19 protein-coding genes are annotated in these 18,911 nt (G+C 34.9%); all 19 read right to left on the bottom strand.

What is annotated here, in order from left to right; all coding sequences use genetic code 11:
• Positions 1-135: 135 nt before the first annotated feature.
• Entirely contained in the window at positions 136-1,572 is a 1,437-nt protein-coding gene (locus BAQ46_RS15260) for a S41 family peptidase (protein ID WP_000830290.1), read from the bottom strand.
• A 118-nt stretch (positions 1,573-1,690) separates the two neighbouring features.
• Positions 1,691-2,584, bottom strand: a complete 894-nt coding sequence (gene ftsX / locus BAQ46_RS15255; RefSeq protein ID WP_000645019.1) for a permease-like cell division protein FtsX — start codon at positions 2,582-2,584, stop codon at positions 1,691-1,693.
• Positions 2,574-3,260, bottom strand: a complete 687-nt coding sequence (gene ftsE, locus BAQ46_RS15250) for a cell division ATP-binding protein FtsE (protein ID WP_000594318.1) — start codon at positions 3,258-3,260, stop codon at positions 2,574-2,576. The genes ftsX and ftsE overlap by 11 nt, the downstream gene beginning before the upstream one ends.
• Positions 3,261-3,549: 289 nt before the next feature.
• A complete protein-coding gene (cccB, locus tag BAQ46_RS15245; RefSeq protein ID WP_000727972.1) occupies positions 3,550-3,873 on the bottom strand; it encodes a cytochrome c551 in 324 nt (107 codons plus the stop codon).
• A gap of 443 nt (positions 3,874-4,316) precedes the next feature.
• A protein-coding gene (prfB, locus tag BAQ46_RS15240; RefSeq protein ID WP_096001580.1) for a peptide chain release factor 2 occupies positions 4,317-5,415 on the bottom strand; the annotation gives its coding sequence in 2 pieces (ribosomal slippage) (positions 4,317-5,342 and positions 5,344-5,415; 1,098 coding nt in all).
• Positions 5,416-5,559: 144 nt separating this feature from the next.
• Positions 5,560-8,067, bottom strand: a complete 2,508-nt coding sequence (gene secA, locus BAQ46_RS15235) for a preprotein translocase subunit SecA (protein WP_048553050.1) — start codon at positions 8,065-8,067, stop codon at positions 5,560-5,562.
• 504 nt (positions 8,068-8,571) lie between these two features.
• Positions 8,572-9,099, bottom strand: coding sequence for a hypothetical protein (locus BAQ46_RS15230; RefSeq protein ID WP_071742125.1), 528 nt, complete (start codon positions 9,097-9,099; stop codon positions 8,572-8,574).
• 41 nt (positions 9,100-9,140) lie between these two features.
• Positions 9,141-9,779: an ATP-binding cassette domain-containing protein gene (locus tag BAQ46_RS15225; RefSeq protein ID WP_000371027.1), complete on the bottom strand. Its 639-nt coding sequence runs from the start codon at positions 9,777-9,779 to the stop codon at positions 9,141-9,143.
• Between the two features lie 3 nt (positions 9,780-9,782).
• Positions 9,783-10,547, bottom strand: a complete 765-nt coding sequence (locus BAQ46_RS15220) for a hypothetical protein (protein ID WP_061131956.1) — start codon at positions 10,545-10,547, stop codon at positions 9,783-9,785.
• Positions 10,548-10,618: 71 nt separating this feature from the next.
• The gene (locus BAQ46_RS15215; protein WP_071742117.1) at positions 10,619-11,314 is read right to left on the bottom strand and encodes a hypothetical protein; all 696 of its coding nucleotides are present in this window, start codon (positions 11,312-11,314) and stop codon (positions 10,619-10,621) included.
• On the bottom strand, positions 11,301-12,089 hold the full coding sequence (locus tag BAQ46_RS15210) for a hypothetical protein (RefSeq protein ID WP_071742116.1): 789 nt from the start codon (positions 12,087-12,089) through the stop codon (positions 11,301-11,303). Before BAQ46_RS15210 ends, BAQ46_RS15215 begins: the two co-directional genes overlap by 14 nt.
• Positions 12,090-12,120: 31 nt before the next feature.
• The gene (locus tag BAQ46_RS15205; RefSeq protein WP_071742115.1) at positions 12,121-12,690 is read right to left on the bottom strand and encodes a hypothetical protein; all 570 of its coding nucleotides are present in this window, start codon (positions 12,688-12,690) and stop codon (positions 12,121-12,123) included.
• A 117-nt stretch (positions 12,691-12,807) separates the two neighbouring features.
• Positions 12,808-13,290: a DUF2712 domain-containing protein gene (locus BAQ46_RS15200; RefSeq protein ID WP_016718925.1), complete on the bottom strand. Its 483-nt coding sequence runs from the start codon at positions 13,288-13,290 to the stop codon at positions 12,808-12,810.
• 322 nt (positions 13,291-13,612) lie between these two features.
• Positions 13,613-14,155 (bottom strand): ribosome hibernation-promoting factor, HPF/YfiA family, encoded by a 543-nt coding sequence (gene hpf / locus BAQ46_RS15195; protein WP_000671190.1) that lies wholly within the window; start codon positions 14,153-14,155, stop codon positions 13,613-13,615.
• Positions 14,156-14,476: 321 nt separating this feature from the next.
• Positions 14,477-14,674, bottom strand: coding sequence for a cold shock protein CspC (cspC, locus tag BAQ46_RS15190; protein ID WP_001162041.1), 198 nt, complete (start codon positions 14,672-14,674; stop codon positions 14,477-14,479).
• A 126-nt stretch (positions 14,675-14,800) separates the two neighbouring features.
• On the bottom strand, positions 14,801-15,505 hold the full coding sequence (locus BAQ46_RS15185; RefSeq protein ID WP_001998620.1) for a ComF family protein: 705 nt from the start codon (positions 15,503-15,505) through the stop codon (positions 14,801-14,803).
• The gene (gene comFA, locus BAQ46_RS15180; protein WP_071742114.1) at positions 15,505-16,854 is read right to left on the bottom strand and encodes an ATP-dependent helicase ComFA; all 1,350 of its coding nucleotides are present in this window, start codon (positions 16,852-16,854) and stop codon (positions 15,505-15,507) included. The genes BAQ46_RS15185 and comFA overlap by 1 nt, the downstream gene beginning before the upstream one ends.
• A gap of 127 nt (positions 16,855-16,981) precedes the next feature.
• On the bottom strand, positions 16,982-18,397 hold the full coding sequence (locus BAQ46_RS15175; protein ID WP_071742124.1) for a C40 family peptidase: 1,416 nt from the start codon (positions 18,395-18,397) through the stop codon (positions 16,982-16,984).
• 146 nt (positions 18,398-18,543) lie between these two features.
• Positions 18,544-18,858 carry a winged helix-turn-helix transcriptional regulator gene (locus BAQ46_RS15170; RefSeq protein WP_000400857.1) on the bottom strand — a complete coding sequence of 105 codons (315 nt, stop codon included), beginning with the start codon at positions 18,856-18,858 and terminating at the stop codon, positions 18,544-18,546.
• Positions 18,859-18,911: the final 53 nt, after the last annotated feature.

Genomic DNA, 18,911 nt, shown 5'->3' with positions numbered 1-18,911 from the left:
GGGCAGTAAGCCTCCCACCTCAAAATTCAGCGAAAACAAAGAATTTAGGTGGGGAGTCAACTGTCCATAAAAGTCCGATTGGTGAGGGCTGATAATCAGCGGGGGATGAAGCCCCCCACTGATTAAAGTTTCACTTTACTTCGCCATTAATTTTAATGCTGACTGTAATTGTAGATCATTTTCTCCAGAACGGATTTTTTCAATAATTTTCGTTTGAATCGCCTCAGCTGTCTTTTTATCGAGCTGTCCTGTCGCTTCCATCTTATTCGCATTTTGGAATGCTTTCAGTGCTGATTCTGTCTCTTTACTAAAGTAGCCATCTTCACGTCCTGGTACATACCCTAAACTCTTAAGCATTTCTTGGGCATGTTTTACTTGTACATCATTTGCATTGTATGAAAGTGTCTTTTCAATTTGAATTGGTGTCGCATGATAATAATCTGGTTGTTTCACTTCTACAGTTGGCTTGATTCCTTTTTTATGAATCCAGTTTCCATCCGGTGTTAACCATTTGAACATCGTTAATTTGATGTTGCTGCCATCTTTAAATGGAACAGCTTGCTGAACAGTACCTTTGCCAAACGTTTTTTCACCAATTAAATCGTATCCTTCTCCCTCTTTTAGCGCACCCGCTAAAATCTCTGAAGCAGAAGCACTTCCATTATCAATTAATACTGAAATCGGATATGGCTTTCTCTCTTTTAGTTCCGTAGAGAATTTCTTCTTCTCACCATTTCTTTGCTCTACTTGTAGCATCGGCTTTTTATCCGTCATAATTTCTCCTAGTATCTCTTCTACACTATTTAAGTAGCCACCTGGATTACCACGTACGTCAATAACTAAGCCTTTTATGTTTTTCTTCTCTAACTCTTTTAACTGATCCTTAAATTCTTTCGCTGTATTTTCAGCAAAAGAAGTGATTTGCATATAACCGATATCTTTTCCACTCTCTTGTTTCACAGAGCTAAACACTGTGAAGATTGGAATTTTTTCACGCTTAATTTTAAATACAATCGGATCAGCTACTCCTGCACGCTTAATTTCAATCGCAACAGTCGTTCCTTTTTTACCACGAATCTTTAATACTGCTTCTTCACGTGATAAATCTTTCACACTATTTCCATCTACAGATAAAATTTGGTCATTCGGTTTAATTCCAATCTTTTCTGCTGGTGAGCCTTTAATTGGAGATACGATAATAAGCTTACCGTCCGTTTTGTTCACCTCAGCCCCAATCCCTTCTAACTCGGGATCAAGTGATTCACTAAACTGTTTAGCCGTTTCTTTATCCATATACGTGGAATAAGGGTCCTTCAGCGTAGACAACATGCCTTGTATTGCACCTTCGACTAATTTTTCATCTTTCACGTCTTCCACATAACGTGAATCAATTAGTGCATACGCCTCATTAATTTTTGCCAAATTCCCTTGCGCAGTGCTAGCGTTTCCATTCGAAATTGTTTGCGTTACTTCTGCTGGGTTAACCCCAAATAAAGACATACCCGCAAACATTCCGCCAGCACCAATTAAAAATGCAACAACCATTCCAATAATTGCAACTCTACGTTTCAATGCGGAATTCCCCTTTCCAAAACACACAGGTGGTGTAGCAAAAGGCATCACACAGTGTGTGATGCCTTTACCTATTTCTACTATATGATAAGCTTGTACGAATTATGTTTGCAACTTTTTATACTTTTAAGAAGCGACGAATTGACATTACACTTCCCCACATACCGATTAAAGCCCCGATTAACACTAGTAAACCAGCTAATTGGAATACGAATGGACTGTATGGTAGAAGTTCGAAAATTGTTCCGCCAAGTTTTTCGTTAAACACACCTTGCAACGAATTATACGTAACTAGAATTAAGCCAATTGGAATAATTGATCCTAATACTCCTAGGAATAATCCCTCTAATAAGAACGGCCAACGAATAAACCAGTTTGTTGCACCTACAAGTTTCATAATTTCGATTTCTGTACTACGAGCATAAATTGTAATTTTAATTGTATTAGAGATTAAGAACATCGCTGTGAATAAAAGACCAGCAATTAACACAATCCCGATGTTACGACCAGTTTTTACAGTATCAAATAATCGTTCAACTTGCCCTTTTCCGTACTGAACATTACTTACAAACTGCATTTTTTCAATCTTTTTCGCAATTGTTGCTGTATCTGTTGGTTCTTTTGCTTTTACAACGAATACGTTTTTAAGTGGGTTATCTTGTTCAAATAACTCAAATGTCTTTCCGCTATCGCCTAAACTTTTAATTAAACGTTTTAACTCTTCTTCTTTAGAAGAATATTTAATAGAGTCTACTTTTGCAATCTTACTCATATCATCTTCTAATTTCTTTTGGTCAGCTTCTTTTGCTGCTGGATCAATGTGTACACGAATTTCTACATCTTGCTCTACTTTCGTCGCAAAATGGTTCATATTCATAATCGCTGTTAAAAAGACACCTACAAGTAATAATGTAACTGTTACCGCACTAACAGAAGCAAACGTCATCCATCCGTTACGTGATAGATTCTTTACACCTTCTCGCAAATGTCGACTAAGGGTCTTAGCCTTCATATCCGTATCCTCCCTCCATCTCATCTCGAACAATTTTTCCGCCTTCAATCGCGATTACACGATGACGGATTGTATTTACGATATCTGCGTTATGTGTCGCCATAACGATCGTTGTACCACGCTCATTAATGCGCGTGAAAATCTTCATAATATCAAGAGCTGTTTCAATATCTAAGTTACCTGTTGGCTCATCGGCAATTACAACCTTTGGTCTATTAACAATTGCTCTCGCAATCGCAACACGTTGCTGCTCCCCGCCTGAAAGTTCGCTTGGAAGTGCGTCTGCACGATCTTCAAGACCTACAAGACCTAACACTTCTGTTACACGCTCACGAATTGCATCTGGCTCTTCTTCAATTACTTCTAAGGCAAACGCAACATTCTCATATACCGTTAATTTAGGTAGTAATTTAAAGTCTTGGAAAATCACGCCTAATTGACGACGGAAATATGGAACGTCTCTTTCTGCTAATGACTCGATAGTAAGACCATTTACATTAATTGATCCTGTAGATGGCTTCTCTTCACGATACATCATTTTAATAAATGTAGATTTTCCGGCTCCACTCGGTCCAACTACGTATACAAACTCGCCTTGTTTAATGTTAACTGTGAGACCAGCAATGGCTTTCATACCATTCGGGTACTCCTTATAAACATTCGTCATTTTTATCATTATTTATCACCCAATACTTAATGATTTTTTTCGAAATACTTTTCTGTACATTTGAAAATAAAAGCTAAACCTTTATTCTCTTTTAAACCACTCTTGTTGAAGGTAGTCTACTTATACTCTTTTTCTAAGCAATACTACTCTATGTAATATATTTCAGCAAAATTCTACAAACCTCATTGTAACATCAAACGGTTTCCAGTTTGGATACATTTTTGTTACAGTTATGTTACATTCCAAAAAAAGGGAAACGAGTTGATTATATGAATCAACTCGTCCATTTTACCCCTTTTTATTTATGTTCAGCTAACCACTCAGCTACTTTTTTCGCATCTTCACCTTGAATAAGTCCTGGCGACATTGAACCGCGACCTTTTTTAATAATTTCTTCGATATCTGCAGCGTCGTACTTCCCGCCTACTTTTCTTAAATCAGGTCCAGTTGCTCCTGATAAATCTGTTGCGTGACACCCAGCACAACTTCTTTGGAAAATTTGTTCTGCACTGTCTGTACTTGCAGACTGGTTCGAAGACTTACTCTCTTCTTTATTTCCACACGCTCCTAAAGCAAAAACGACTGATGTTCCTAGCGCAATAGCCAATAATTTCTTTTTCACTTCTATCGCTCCCCATTGTTGATATTCTTTTCATTCCTAACACACTCATTTTCATTATAAGCATTATCTTTATATAGAAAAACTAAGGTGTATTTCATATTCTTCAAAAATAAAGTGAGAACCCTAATGATATAAAGCTTTTATAAGTTGTTTCAATTCTGTGAACAACTTATAAACTTCTATAAAGGATTCTTTTTGAACGGGAATTTAGAAAAATTCTGTAGAAAACCTTACTCTATTGCCAATCTGTTTTACTATTTTCTACTTTTTACAAAACAATATACAACATTGTATGCTACATATAATCCCATCAAAAAGAGAAGTTGTCGTTTCCAACTTCTCTTCCTCTGTACTTCATCCATATAAATAAAATAGCACTCTTTATGTCCTCTATATCCTCAACGTGCGCCAACAATTTTGTTGGCTTTTTTTCACTTAGCTTATTAGATGCGAGAACGTAAGTAAGCATCAATAAACGGATCAATTTCTCCATCCATAACTGCTTGCACATTACCGACCTCAGTATTTGTACGGTGGTCTTTCACAAGAGAATATGGGTGGAATACGTAAGAACGGATTTGGCTACCCCATCCGATTTCTTTTTGTTCTCCGCGAATTTCATCTAACTCCGCTTGTTGCTCTTCTAATTTCTTTTGATATAATTTCGCTTTTAACATCTTCATCGCGTGCTCACGGTTTTTAATTTGAGAACGCTCTGACTGACACGTTACAACCGTATTTGTCGGTGTATGCGTAATACGAACTGCTGAATCTGTCGTATTGACGTGCTGTCCACCCGCTCCACTTGCACGATACGTATCAATTTTCAAGTCTTCTGTACGTATTTCAATTTCAACTTCATCATTGAATTCAGGTACAACTTCACAAGATACGAACGATGTATGACGACGGCCTGAAGAATCGAATGGTGAAATACGTACAAGACGATGTACACCTTTCTCAGCTTTTAAGTAACCGTAAGCGTTATGACCCTTAATTAATAAAGTAACGCTCTTAATACCAGCTTCATCACCTGGTAAGTAGTCAACAGTTTCTACTTTAAACCCACGTTTTTCAGCCCAACGTGTGTACATACGTAATAACATAGAACCCCAGTCTTGTGACTCTGTTCCACCTGCACCTGGGTGTAATTCTAAAATGGCGTTATTTTTATCATAAGGATCGCTAAGTAGTAACTGCAGCTCATACTCATTCATTTCTTGAATTAAGCCTTTTACTTCTGATTCAAGCTCCTCATGTAAATCTTCATCATACTCTTCTTTTAAAAGTTCATGCGTTATTTCTAAATTTTCGAATGTCTCATCTAACTGACGGAAACTCCCAACCATATCTTTTAACGCATTTGCTTCGTTAATGACAGCTTGTGCGCCTTGTTGATCATCCCAAAATCCTGCGCCCATCATTTTCTCTTCTAATTCTGAAATTTGTTTCTCCTTAGTAGGGAGGTCAAAGAGACCCCCTAAAAGCCGCTAATCTCTTAGCCATTTTCTCTAATTCCTGTCTAATTTCTACTAATTCCATTTCCTTCACCTCTATGTAATTGCTGTTACTTTCGTATGAAAACAAGGGAAACTCTCTCCACTTATGACGGAGAGAGTTTAATCCTTCTTAATTATACATTTTTGATGCAAAAGTTTGCAAAGCAGCCTGGGCTACCGCCCTATATTACTTCCCGATACCACAGCAGTTTTTATATTTTTTACCGCTACCACATTTACATAAATCGTTGCGGCCCACTTGGTCACCTTTTACAACTGGTTTTTTCTTCGCTTCTTCGCCATCGCTAGATGGGTGAACAGCTTCACCTTGAACAACTTCTTGACGCTCTAAGTTTTGTTCAATTTCAGCTTTCATAATGTAACGAGAAATTTCCTCTTCAATAGAAGCAATCATTGATTCGAACATTGCGAACCCTTCCATTTGATACTCACGAAGTGGATCAATTTGACCGTAAGCACGTAAATGAATACCTTCACGAAGGTGATCCATCGCATCGATATGCTCTGTCCATTTCGTATCTACAACACGGAATACAACAACTTTTTCGAACTCACGCATTTGCTCTTCTGGCATAAGCTTTTCCTTGTCATTGTAACGCTCTATTAATTTCGCGATAATTGGCTCGCTCATTTCCTCTGGAGCAAGGCGACGTAATTCTTCTTCTTTCACATCTCCTTCTTGCAGAAGGTTTGTATTTAAGTAGTCAACAAGACCTTTAATGTTCCAATCTTCTTCAATTTCCTCTTGTGTATGAAGTGCAACCGCACGCTCTACTGTAGATTTCATCATACCTTCAATAATACCGCGTAAGTTCTCAGACTCCATTACCTCTTGACGCTGTTTGTAAATAACTTCACGTTGCTGACGAAGTACATCATCATATTGTAGTAACTGCTTACGTGCATCATAGTTATTTCCTTCTACACGTTTTTGCGCAGATTCTACTGCACGAGAAACCATTTTACTTTCGATTGGCTGAGAATCATCCATACCAAGGCGATCCATCATCGCTTTCATATTATCTGAACCAAATCGACGCATTAGTTCATCTTCCATTGATAAGTAGAACTGCGTAACACCTGGGTCCCCTTGACGACCAGCACGACCACGTAACTGGTTATCAATACGACGACTTTCGTGACGCTCTGTACCGATAACGGCTAAACCAACGTTTTTCACATCGTCTCCAAGCTTAATATCTGTACCACGACCTGCCATGTTCGTCGCAATCGTTACAGCGCCTTTTATACCTGCTTCTGCAATGATATCCGCTTCACGCGCATGGTTTTTCGCATTTAAGATGTTATGACGTACACCTTTACGCGTTAACATTTTTGAAATAAGTTCTGACGTTTCGATCGCAACTGTACCGACAAGAACTGGTTGCCCTTGTTTATGACGATTTACAATATCCTCAACAACAGCATTAAATTTACCTTCCATTGATTTGAAGATTAAGTCTGCACGGTCATCACGAATAATCGGTTTGTTCGTTGGAATTACGATAACGTTCATATTATAAATGTTACGGAATTCCTCTTCCTCTGTTTTCGCTGTACCAGTCATACCAGATAACTTTTCGTACATACGGAAGTAGTTCTGGAATGTAATTGTCGCAAGCGTCATACTTTCATTTTGAATTTCTACGCCTTCTTTTGCCTCGATAGCTTGGTGTAACCCTTCGCTATAACGACGACCTTTCATAAGACGACCAGTAAATTGGTCTACAATTACGATTTCGCCTTCTTGTACAACATAATCTGTATCACGATGCATAACAACGTGCGCACGAAGTGCCTGATTAATATGGTGAAGAAGCGCTACATGTTTTAAATCAAATAAGTTTTCAATATGGAAAGCTTTCTCCGCTTTCGTAATACCATCTTCTGTTAACATTACATTTTTCGTCTTCACATCAAATGAATAATCTTTTTCATTTTCTAACGTACGAACGAATGCATTTGCAAACATGTACAGCTCTGTTGATTTTTGAGCTTGTCCAGAAATAATAAGTGGCGTACGCGCTTCATCGACTAAGATAGAATCGACTTCATCGATAATAGCAAAGTGCAGTGGGCGTTGAACGCACTGCTCTTTATATAAAACCATGTTGTCACGTAAGTAATCGAATCCAAGCTCATTATTTGTGCTATACGTAATATCAGCAGCATAAGCCTCTTGTTTCTCTTCGCGTGACATACTGTTTAAATTAATTCCTACTGTTAATCCTAGGAACTCATGAAGTTGTCCCATTTCGCTCGCATCACGTTGTGCTAAGTATTCATTGACTGTAACAACGTGAACACCTTTTCCTGTTAAAGCATTTAAATATACAGGTAATGTAGATGTTAACGTTTTACCTTCACCCGTTTTCATCTCAGAGATATTCCCTTCATGTAAGGCAATACCACCCATTAACTGTACACCATACGGACGCATTCCAAGAACACGAGTCGCAGCTTCACGAACAACCGCAAAAGCTTCAGGTAGTAGATCATCTACTGTTTCACCTTTTGTTAGACGTTCTTTAAATTCAAGCGTCTTCCCTTTTAATTGTTCATCAGTTAATGGCTTAATAGATGGCTCTAATGCATCAATTTGCTCAACTGTCTTCTGCATACGTTTAATTTGGCGTTGATTTACATCAAATACCTTTTTTAAAATACCGATCATAGGAAATACGCTCCTCTTTTTATTAAAATAAAACTTCCGATTGTTTTTTCTTTTTCTCTATTACAATCAGTCGTTATAAAAATCAAATGTATGTTATGCCAATTTTTCTCCTAATTAAAAAAACTAAAATGTATATACCTAATGATAATTGTAACACTTGTCTTATAACTATGACAACAATCGGCAAAATGTCGGGCCTTATATTCAAAAAAAGTTTTTATTTTATTTGTTACGTTCCTTTTCTCTGTCTCGCTATTTCAATTTCACGTTACAAATTTCGTATTAAATCTAAGTCCTATTCTTTCAAGTTTCCTTTTAAAGAACATGACTACCAGAAATTCCTTAATAAAATCTAAATCGACAATTACAAAAAGCCGGAAACTTCGCAGGTGTAGCATCCATGGGTACTTACACCTGCAAAAAAACTCCGACTTTAAAAAATATTGTTATGTTGCAAGATCTACAAACAACATTAAAATATAGCTGTATCAATCATAAATTTTATTAATTTATCGGTATTTCTAATTCATGATATTTCCCTTCCTTATCCTTTATACACGAAATGAATTTCACTTTAGTTGATTCATTTGAAAAGTTTTTATAATTTTTATAAGGGTCATCTCCTATAAAATAATTTGTCCCTATATACCCTCGTACTGTTTTACCAGCAGGTATTACAGGATCAAACTGATATTTTTTAGGTAATTCCATTGAATAAGGGATTACATTATAAAACTCACCTATTTTAGAATAAAACATTGTATCGGAAATAGACTTATTACTAAGCAAGTTAATATCTCGATTTGTTGTATTTGTAATATCTAAAGGTAAAACATACGTCACTACTTCACGGTCTTCATAGGGATCATAAACTTTTGTAGGATCAAGAGGATTAAGTGCATGAAACGTAACTCCTTGCCCATCTTCAAAAGTTCTATTAGATAAAAACTCATCTTTTACCACTTTATAAGATTCATTATTAAGATTTAATGTTTTAAATCTTAATAAACTAGCAAATATACATAGCAACAGACACAATCCAACGCTTATTAAGACATATTTTCTTGCCACTCTTAATCTACCAACTTTCCATTATTAACATGTACAATACGATCTACCATTTCATTATCTAGAACATGCACATCATGACTGGCTACAACAATAGTCGTTCCCTTGGCTTTTTCTACTTTCAAAATATCTAAAACATCTTTTATCCCATCACTATCTAAAGCATTCGTTGGCTCGTCTAATAACAGTAATTTTGGTTGTTCCATTAAAGCTTGCGCTATCCCTAAACGTTGTTTCATACCTAAAGAGTATCTTTTATACTTTCTCTTATCTGTTTTATCAAGTCCAACCCTTTGAATAATATTATAAATCTCCTCATCGGAGATTTTATTGTTAATCGATGATAAAAATTTCAAGTTCTGAAAACCAGTATACCCTGGAATAAAACTTGGATATTCAATCAATATTCCCATAGAATCCGGAAATTGCTTTTGTTTTCCAATTATTTCATTATCTATATAAACAACTCCAGAATTCAAACGCATTAACCCTGAGATAGCGCGTAAAATCATCGTTTTACCAGAGCCATTATGCCCCTTCAAAACTAAAAATTCGCCTTTTTTTACTGACAAACTAATATTATCTAACACAATATTTCCTTTTAATCTTTTCGTCATACATTCACATTTAATATAATTGTCCATAAATTATTCACCTATCACATCTAGTTTTTTAAAACAAAAACTACCTAATAAAATCATTACAACAACAATTACTACTCCGATTAAAAGTAACTCATGCCATTGAATAGATTGATTATTACCTAAAGTCAATTGAATTGAGCTGTGATCAACAAAATACCAACGATTTGGCATAACAAAAGAGCCTAAAAAATAAATACTATGAAAGAAAATAGACAAAAATAGGTATAACAACATTAGTACAAAAACAATAGTTATTGGTATATAAAATGTTAAAAACTCAAAAATCAAAGCTAATAAAAAGCTTATAATAATTTGAATTAGCATAGTACCTACTATCTTATAAGAAAATTGACTATATACATTTGAAAAAGAATGCCCGCCAAAAGTAAGCAAATAATAAACAGTAAACCAAATCAAATACATAACAATCCAAATACTAATTATGTAAAAAAACAAAGATAGTATTTTCGTTAACCAAAGAAAATGCTTCTTCTTAACACGAGGAAATAAATAAACACCATTCTGCTGAATATCTGAAAAAGCAAACTTCCCTACTAGCAACAAAGGAGTAATTTGAAAAAATATCCAATAAAACGGGATAGAAAATCGCCCCTCCTTATAAAAATAAGATAAATCCACAAAGTCTACTCCATGAAAAAATCGATAAAAGGTAACATCTACTAATACAGGTTCTTTACCATTACTCAGAGGCTGATTGTATAAAAAGGTAACTACAATCATAGCGTAAATTAAGAATAAAAAAGCCATTATCTTGACGGAATCTCTAAACCTTACATATAAATCTCTTTTTAACAAATGATATAAAATCATAATGTAAACTAGATCACCTCTGTCTCATCATTCATAGCAATATAACTTTTTTTAGATAAAATCCATACACTTATAAAAAAGATAAAAAAACATCCAAATAAGCGTATAAGTAAACCAGTAGCATCTTCAAACACATTTATATAAAAAGCATTTGTAAATAAAAATCCATGTAATATAAATCTATCTAATAAAACGGCAGTAATCATACATATTATTACAAGTAAACTAGGTAAAAATAATTGCAACAAAGCACTTATCATACATATAAAAATAGTCGCAAATAATTGAATGCAAAATAATAATGGATAATTCACAGAAATACTATTTACAGCCATCATATTTGACATCAAAAATAACTGTAAAATCATACTCCCAGCGAAAAAACAAACGAAAACGAATAGTTTCAAATAATATATAGAAACTAATTTCCATGCATTATTCACTCGGTAAACTACATAAATACTAAAAAAACTCGACATAGAATATACAGAAAAAACGATTGTTAAAGGAATAAATATGGTCGACAAATTATAAAACGACATAACCTTATACAGGGTTTCCAATTCGTTCATTTTCTCTTTTACAATTCCAGATTCAAAATAATTGAACAAGCAACCAATGATACTAGCATTAAGTAAAAAGAGAATACTTAACCAAATATATTTCATCCTTATAGTTTCTTTCATTACATTATAAAAGAACATGCTTCCTACTCCCCCGTAAATAAAGAACTACAGAACAAAACCAAATACATAACAGCACACTAAGAAAAATTTGTAATTCAAAAAAGCCGAAGTCTTTAATTAAATAATCTTTAGGATTGAGAATTCCCTTTCCAATACCAAGCCAAAAAATATGTAAAATAAATGGCACTAAATAAATAAAATAAACTCGTTTTATAAAAAATGACACTGATAAAGCCAAACTTGAAAAAACCGCACCGTATAAACCATTTAAAAATACATACATAAGAAAATATAAAGTCGGATACTCATAATAAACCGTATGAAATTGAGCTGTTGGTGAAACAGTAGCAGCCATATAATTTAATATCGGATGCGGAGCAACTGTCGGATAAGTCATCACATATAAATAAAAATGAAATAGTAAAGGGACACTTATAATAAAAAAAGATACAATAAAATTAATAAAATAAAGTAATCTAAAATAATGACGCGTTCCCATCTTAGAAATGACAGGATAAATAAATCCATAATTTTTATCAATTCTATAAATCCCAGCTACAGCCATTGCGGAAAGCATAGGAAATATAAGTAAATAAAACTCACTATAAAACGATAATCTATTAAAATATAAAATATTAGATAAATATGGGGATACCTTTATGATCCCAGCATCATTAAATCCTTTCGTTGTTACACACATAGAAATATATTGAGCAATGACAATTACTAACATAATAAATAAAGACAACCAAAACATCCTACCTTTTAAAATCCTTCCTAAAAAGTAACTCATCTACAGCTCCTCCATAAACCATTAATGAAATTTAAATCTTTTTTAACATGAACATTTGATCCGCAACACCATAACATTTATTTTCTTTATTTAACCAGATGTAACGAAAAGAAACATTTACTCTCTCACCTTCAAATTTAGGAAACTCAACTTCATACTGATAAACATCATTTGTACCTTTTCTTTTTACACTCTTAACTTCTTGTTTCCACTCAATTACTTTTCCATCAGTTTGTTCAATCCGCCCCAAAAGATACGCTGGTTTTTTCTTGTTCGTAACACCCGTTAAAAAAACATAATAATTTTCTGGTATAACTCCTGACTTTAAATTTTTATCTGAAAGCCTATCTTTTATTGCAATATCATTTCTATCTATTTGCCCTTGAAAGAAATCATCACCAGTTTCATTTTCCAAAAATACTTGTTCAAAAACAGTATTTTTATTAATTTCTTTCAACTGAATACTTTTCAAATTATCTTTTTCCGTTAAAGTATCTTCAATATTTACAATAGGTTCATCTACTTTCTTATGGCAAGAAGCTAATAAACAAATAATCAATATAAAACAACAGAATAAAATATATTTTGAAATAAGCTTCATTGCAGCACCTCCTATTCAAAAAATGAAATAGTAGAAAAAGTCGTATAATCCAGATGACGAACTAGACGACTTTTTCTAACGTTACACAATAAATGATTTTAATTTATAATTTCTAAATCAATATTCAGTGTAAGGTCCACTAGGTCTTACACTATCAGGACTCCAAGCAGTAGGATAAGCATTATTTTCTCTAGAATAACCACCGAATCTCACAGGTACATTTTTCCCATAGTTTTCATATGCGTAATTTTGGAAAAGATACGTTTTACCTGGTCGCACCGTTCCTTCATGCTTACCTGACTCACCTGAAACATTTACCCAATCTCTATCACCTTTACCTTTATTTTTATCCGCTTCTGTCCAAACATTGAAAGAACCACCGCCCTTCTCACTGCTCTTCACACGCATATACATAGAAGTAGGTGTCTCTTTAGGACGTGCGTTAGTAAAATCATATGCACTCCAAAGTCTAAAGGTAAATTCTACATGATCATCCCTTGTATCAGCATTAGCTGGTTCGGTTAAAACGAAAGTACTAGCTAAAATACCTAAAGATAAAACAGATCCAAGCATAAAACGACTTTTTTTCTTAATACTCACTAAAAGCACCTCCGATAATTTGTAGCATTATACTAATCTTATTTTTTCACCGAGGGAATAAATAAAATCTCTATAACGCAATATAACAATAACAATCTCTCGATGTACTCTCAATAGCATTCAGAAAACTTAATGTTATATTTATAATGGTAAACATTTTGACAAATTAACAAAAATAATAATACACTCCTAGCAAAAAATTACTTATAGAGATAACTACTTACCTATGCCTGTTCCAAATCATAAAGAGTAACTCACCTTTCGAAAAACAAAAACTAAAATATAAAAAAAGCGCAGCCATTTCGGCTACGCTTTTGAATTATTATTTAGTTTCAATTAAACCATATTTCCCATCTTTACGGCCATATACAACGTTAGTTTCATTTGTATCAGCATTTGTGAAGACGAAGAAATTATGTCCTAGCATATCCATTTGTAGGATTGCCTCTTCAACGTCCATCGGTTTTAAATCGAATCGTTTTGTACGTACAAGTTCTAGTTCATCCTCTTCTACCTCATCCAGAACAGCTACTGCTTCTGGAAGGATAAAGTTCGTTTTCATAGAACCTTTCTCACGTAACTTACGATTTACTTTTGTTTTATGTTTACGAATTTGTCGCTCAAGTTTATCAACTACTAAATCGATAGCAGCGTACATATCGCTATTAGTTTCTTCTGCACGAAGTAATAAATCAGTAAATGGAATTGTTACCTCGACACGTTGCTTGTCAGAGTATACTTTTAAATTAACTTTAATCTCTGGGAATGTATCAAAATAACGCTCTAACTTACTTAGTTTTTTCTCTACATATTCCTTTAATGCTGGAGTTACTTCAATATTTTCACCACGAATGTTGAATTTCATAGATGAATTCCTCCTTTCAAGCCTATGTACTATAATTTCGACACCGGCTTAAAAACTCCTTCTAACTTTTTTAAAAAAATTAGTGGAATTGCGATTTTTTTATCGTTTTTTGTTGAAATGAAAAGATGCATCGTTTCTATCTTTATTTTATCCTATTAACATCGTGAATAACGAATATAACTGTGGACAATTCGTTACAGAAAAGAAACAACTTTTTGACAACTCATTTTATAACAAAAACCCCTTGCAAAAAAACAAGAGGTTCTACCATATATATAACGTTGCCACAAGCGCAGCTTTCTCTTCCCAAAAACAATATACCTACAGTTTTACAACATTAGCTGCTTGCGGTCCACGTGCTCCCTCTACAATATCAAACTCAACTTGTTGCCCTTCTTCCAATGACTTATATCCATCTTGTTGAATAGCAGAAAAATGAACAAACACATCATCACCGTCTTCACGCTCAATAAACCCAAATCCCTTTTCTGCATTGAACCATTTTACTCTTCCTTGCATGTTCATTCCATTCCCTTCACTCTAAAAATCAGGGCATTTGCCCCATAATTTCACTATAACGAATGACAACTTACGAAGTCAAAGAAGACTTATCGTCTTTTTATTATCTCTTTCGACAGTTACAGATCAACTTCTACAGAGCGTCAAACTAGAAACTTCGCTTGCTCCTTTATCATAGAAAAGACTTCCAATTTGTCTCACTGTAATTCCTGTCGTATATACATCATCAACAAGTAAAATATGTTGACCATGAAACATCTCTTCTCTCTGAAAATAAAAAGGATTACTTCCCGAAAGCCTTTCTTTACGCGACTTCTTACTTTGCTTTTCTGTTTCCTTCCTTCTTAATGATGAATAAAAATTTTTGACAGGCAAACAAGCTGCTAATAACTCTGCTTGATTAAAACCTCGTTCATATTCCCGTTCCCTACTAAGCGGAACAGCAATAACGGTTGAAACGTCCGTAAAATACTTTTGAAATAACTCCCGAAAAGATTGATAAAAAATACGAACTAACTCCGCATCACCTCGAAACTTAAATTGCGCTAGTATACCTTTCATATCATCATTGTACACGTACAACGAACGATTTTTAAAAGGACGATATCCTTCCTCATTCCTCCATCTTACACAGTCCATGCAAATGTCATTTTCTTTATATCGAGTAGGTAAGTCATCTAAAGGACGACCACAATCCATGCAAATTCCTCCTATAATATAGGAAAGTTTTTGCTCACATCTATCACATACATATTTTTTGGGGGACTTTACAAAAAAGGTGTACCAACTAACTGTTTCCACCATATACTCATCACAAAGTAAACAATGCATTAATCGATCAATCCTTGTTCTTTCGCATTTTTGTTCATACTTTGAATATGTTTTTTCGCGCGTACCATTGCCTCTGTCTTACCGTAATGAAAATACATAACCTCACCATATGGCTCTTCAAAACTACGCCCCGCTCGGCCTGCAATTTGTACGAGCGCACTCTCTGAAAAAATTTCTTCTTCAGCTCCTAACACAGCCACTTGTAAGTTCTTCACAGTTACTCCTCTTTCTAAAATTGTCGTTGTAACTAATAACGGAATGTCTCCCTTTCTGAAAGATGCTACTTTTTCTTTTCTCATCGAATCTTCTGCATGCACGCCATCGATTCTATTATCCAACCCTTTCAACAACTGACTTATTTCTTCTATATATCGCACATGAGGAACAAATAAAAAAATAGGATACTTTTTGTTTAAGTTCATTTTTAACCATTGTAGTAACACGCGAGGAATTTTTTTATGATGGAGGCTTTTCTTCCAATTTCCGCACCAACTAAATAGAGGAACTGGTAACGGGTGACGATGGTATCTTCCTGACACAATAACACCTTTTTGTTTCCCCTTTCTGAAATTACGCTTCCATTTTTCATCAGGGGTTGCAGTTAAATAAATACGCGCTGCTTTCTCTTTCATTGCTTGCCTAACTGCATACTGTAACATTTGATCTGCATGATACGGGAAGGCATCAATCTCATCTACAATCATCACATGAAACGCTCTATAGTAACGTAACAGTTGGTGAGTCGTTGCAACGACTAACGCTGCATCTTTTTTATGATCTACACTCCCTCCGTATAAAGCAGCTACAGTTATACTTGGAAACACTTCTTGTAATCTCGGCGCTAATTCCAGTACAACGTCAGTCCTTGGCGTTGCGATACAAACTCTTTCTCCTTTTTGGAGCGCCTCTTCTATACCGTAAAATAACATTTCTGTTTTTCCAGCCCCGCACACAGCCCAAATAAAAAAAGATTCTTTCTGCTTAATCGCTTCTATAACTCCTTGCGCCGCCAACTCCTGACCAATCGATAAAGCCCCATTCCACTGTAATGGATTTAGCTCCCTGTCTCCGTTTCTTTCATGAATCCCGCGAACAAGTACAGCACATTCACTAACTCTCCCCATCGTGATACACTTCCGGCAATACGCGCATGCTTTACCGCACCTTTTACATAAAAATGATGCAAATAGCCGCTGCTCTATATTTCCGCAGCGCTGACATATATATTTAGAAGCCTTCTTCGTTATACCTTGTACACATACAACCTCTCCCTTCTTTTTCAAATCACTTAATTCTCTCCGTAAATCTGAAGAGAGTTCTTCTAATAGCAACTGTTTTCCAGCAAGCATTAGCACTCACCTCCAGCATTACTATAAACCTTTCTTATAATCTCGTAAAAACGCAAAAAAGCCGATAACCTACTTATAAAATAATAAGCTATCGACTTTATACACATGTTTTATTCGATTATAAATCCTAGAATCTACCGTATCCTAAGAAATGTTTTTGGTTGTAGCTACTGCTTAAGCTAGCATAAGCAATACCTTTATCACCAGCATGAATCATTTGGCCATTACCAACGTAAATACCGATGTGAGATGGGCCTGGTTTATAAGTACCTTGGAAGAATACTAAATCTCCAGGTTGTGGGCTACTTACTTTAGAAACTGAGTTCCAGTAACCTGCAACGTCTTGACGACCTACACCGAATACGTAAGAAATGAATCCACTACAGTCAAAACCACCGTTTGATGGAGATGCACTTCCCCAAACATATGGTAAGCCTAAGTATTGTTGCGCTTTACCAATTACGCCAGGAGCTGGAGCTGGGCCTGGTGTCGGTTCTGGTTTTTTATCTTCTTTTTTAGGTGCTTCTTTTTTAGGCTCTTCCTTTTTAGGTTCTTCTTTTTGAGCTTGTCCACCGTTGTTTGCTGGTGCCGCTGGCTGAGCTGGTGCCGCTTGTGCTGGTTGAGCTTGCGCATCTTTAGCAGCTTGCTCTGCTTGTTTTTGAGCAGCAGCCTCTTGTGCAGCTTTTTCTTGCGCTTCTTGTTCAGCAATACGTTGTAATTGTAATGCTTGTTTTTCAAGATCTTTCAATTGACTTTCCGTACTTGTCATTGAAGTTACAACTGTATCCATTTTACCGCTTAAATCGTTTACTGCTGCTGCTTTTTTCGCTTTTTCAGCGTCAAGTTCTTTTTTAGCAGTTTCAATTTGAGCTTGTGCTTCTTTTAATTCTTTTTGCTTTGTTTTTACCGTTTCAACATCTTTTTTCACGTTCGCTTGATCTTCTTGTTGTGTTTTCATGATATCTTCGTCAGACTCAAGAATTTTAGAAACAGAAGTTAAACGATCAACTAAATCTGCAACGTTTTTAGAGTTTACAAGAACTTCTGTTACAACGTTTGTGTTTGGTTGCTCTTGAAGTGCAACTAAACGTTTTCTTAATAACTCTTCACGTTTTGCAATTTTCGTTTGTAATTCTGCAATATCTTTATTTTTCTTTTCGATTAATTGCTCAGTGTCCGCAACTTTTTTCGTTGTTTCATCAAGCTTTGCAGCATTCTCTTGAACAGACTTATCTAAACCTTGAATTGTTTTATTTAAGTCATTCATTTGTTTTTGTAATTCATCACGTTCTTGTTGTTGTTTATGTAAAGTGTCATTTTGTGTATTAATTTGTGATTTCACGTCAGAAATTTTATCTTCTGCAAATACATTTGGTGTTAGTCCTGAAAACATTAACCCTGCCACTAATGCGCAAGATGCCATTTTTAGCTTTTTCATTTTATTTTTTACACCGCTTTCTTTTTTCTTTTTCCGTATATAACCTATAAAATTTATACCATAATTCGGGATTTTTTTTGCTAATGTTACGCTTTTGTAAAACAAATGTAATATTATATGTAACTCTATCGCAAAATATGCATATTTTTGTATATATGTGTAGAGTTTTAAAAGTTTTTTTAAGCAAAGAAAAAAACGCAAGGTTTCCCTTACGTTTTATTAAATATACTAATACGGATGAAATCAAAACGTTATTTCATCCATTTCTCAGCCCAATTTTGGACTTCATCCATAACACTTTCTAACGCTTTTCCCTTGTCCGTTAAGCCATACTCGATTCGAACTGGTACTTCTGGATAAACATTACGAACTACAATGCCTTCGCTTTCCAATTCCTTTAAACGCTCTGATAACATACGATCGCTCATATTCGGTATAATATCTGCGATTTCTCTAAAACGTTTTGACTCTTCCAGCAAAGATTTAATAATTAAGCCAGTCCACTTCTTACTAAGCAAAGTAAAAGCTGACTCAAACTTTGGACATAAACAAGAATTATGCTCCATATGTTTCACCTCTCTTCTATTATAATATAGTTTCTTGTAAAAAGTAAGTTATA

Origin of the sequence: Bacillus paranthracis, from assembly GCF_001883995.1 — a bacterium.
GTDB lineage: Bacteria > Bacillota > Bacilli > Bacillales > Bacillaceae_G > Bacillus_A > Bacillus_A paranthracis.
The sequence above is the reverse complement of the archived record's forward strand: the minus strand, read 5'-3'. Positions and strand labels throughout refer to the sequence as shown.

Coding starts and splice junctions, on each gene's coding strand:
- ftsX (WP_000645019.1), bottom strand. CDS start 2,584: ATGAAGGCTAAGACCCTTAGTCGACATTTGCGAGAAGGTGTAAAGAAT.
- ftsE (WP_000594318.1), bottom strand. CDS start 3,260: ATGATAAAAATGACGAATGTTTATAAGGAGTACCCGAATGGTATGAAA.
- secA (WP_048553050.1), bottom strand. CDS start 8,067: ATGATCGGTATTTTAAAAAAGGTATTTGATGTAAATCAACGCCAAATT.
- BAQ46_RS15225 (WP_000371027.1), bottom strand. CDS start 9,779: ATGGACAATTATATTAAATGTGAATGTATGACGAAAAGATTAAAAGGA.
- BAQ46_RS15220 (WP_061131956.1), bottom strand. CDS start 10,547: ATGGCTTTTTTATTCTTAATTTACGCTATGATTGTAGTTACCTTTTTA.
- BAQ46_RS15215 (WP_071742117.1), bottom strand. CDS start 11,314: ATGTTCTTTTATAATGTAATGAAAGAAACTATAAGGATGAAATATATT.
- BAQ46_RS15210 (WP_071742116.1), bottom strand. CDS start 12,089: ATGAGTTACTTTTTAGGAAGGATTTTAAAAGGTAGGATGTTTTGGTTG.
- BAQ46_RS15205 (WP_071742115.1), bottom strand. CDS start 12,690: ATGAAGCTTATTTCAAAATATATTTTATTCTGTTGTTTTATATTGATT.
- hpf (WP_000671190.1), bottom strand. CDS start 14,155: ATGAAATTCAACATTCGTGGTGAAAATATTGAAGTAACTCCAGCATTA.
- cspC (WP_001162041.1), bottom strand. CDS start 14,674: ATGCAAGGAAGAGTAAAATGGTTCAATGCAGAAAAGGGATTTGGGTTT.
- BAQ46_RS15185 (WP_001998620.1), bottom strand. CDS start 15,505: ATGCATTGTTTACTTTGTGATGAGTATATGGTGGAAACAGTTAGTTGG.
- comFA (WP_071742114.1), bottom strand. CDS start 16,854: ATGCTTGCTGGAAAACAGTTGCTATTAGAAGAACTCTCTTCAGATTTA.
- BAQ46_RS15170 (WP_000400857.1), bottom strand. CDS start 18,858: ATGGAGCATAATTCTTGTTTATGTCCAAAGTTTGAGTCAGCTTTTACT.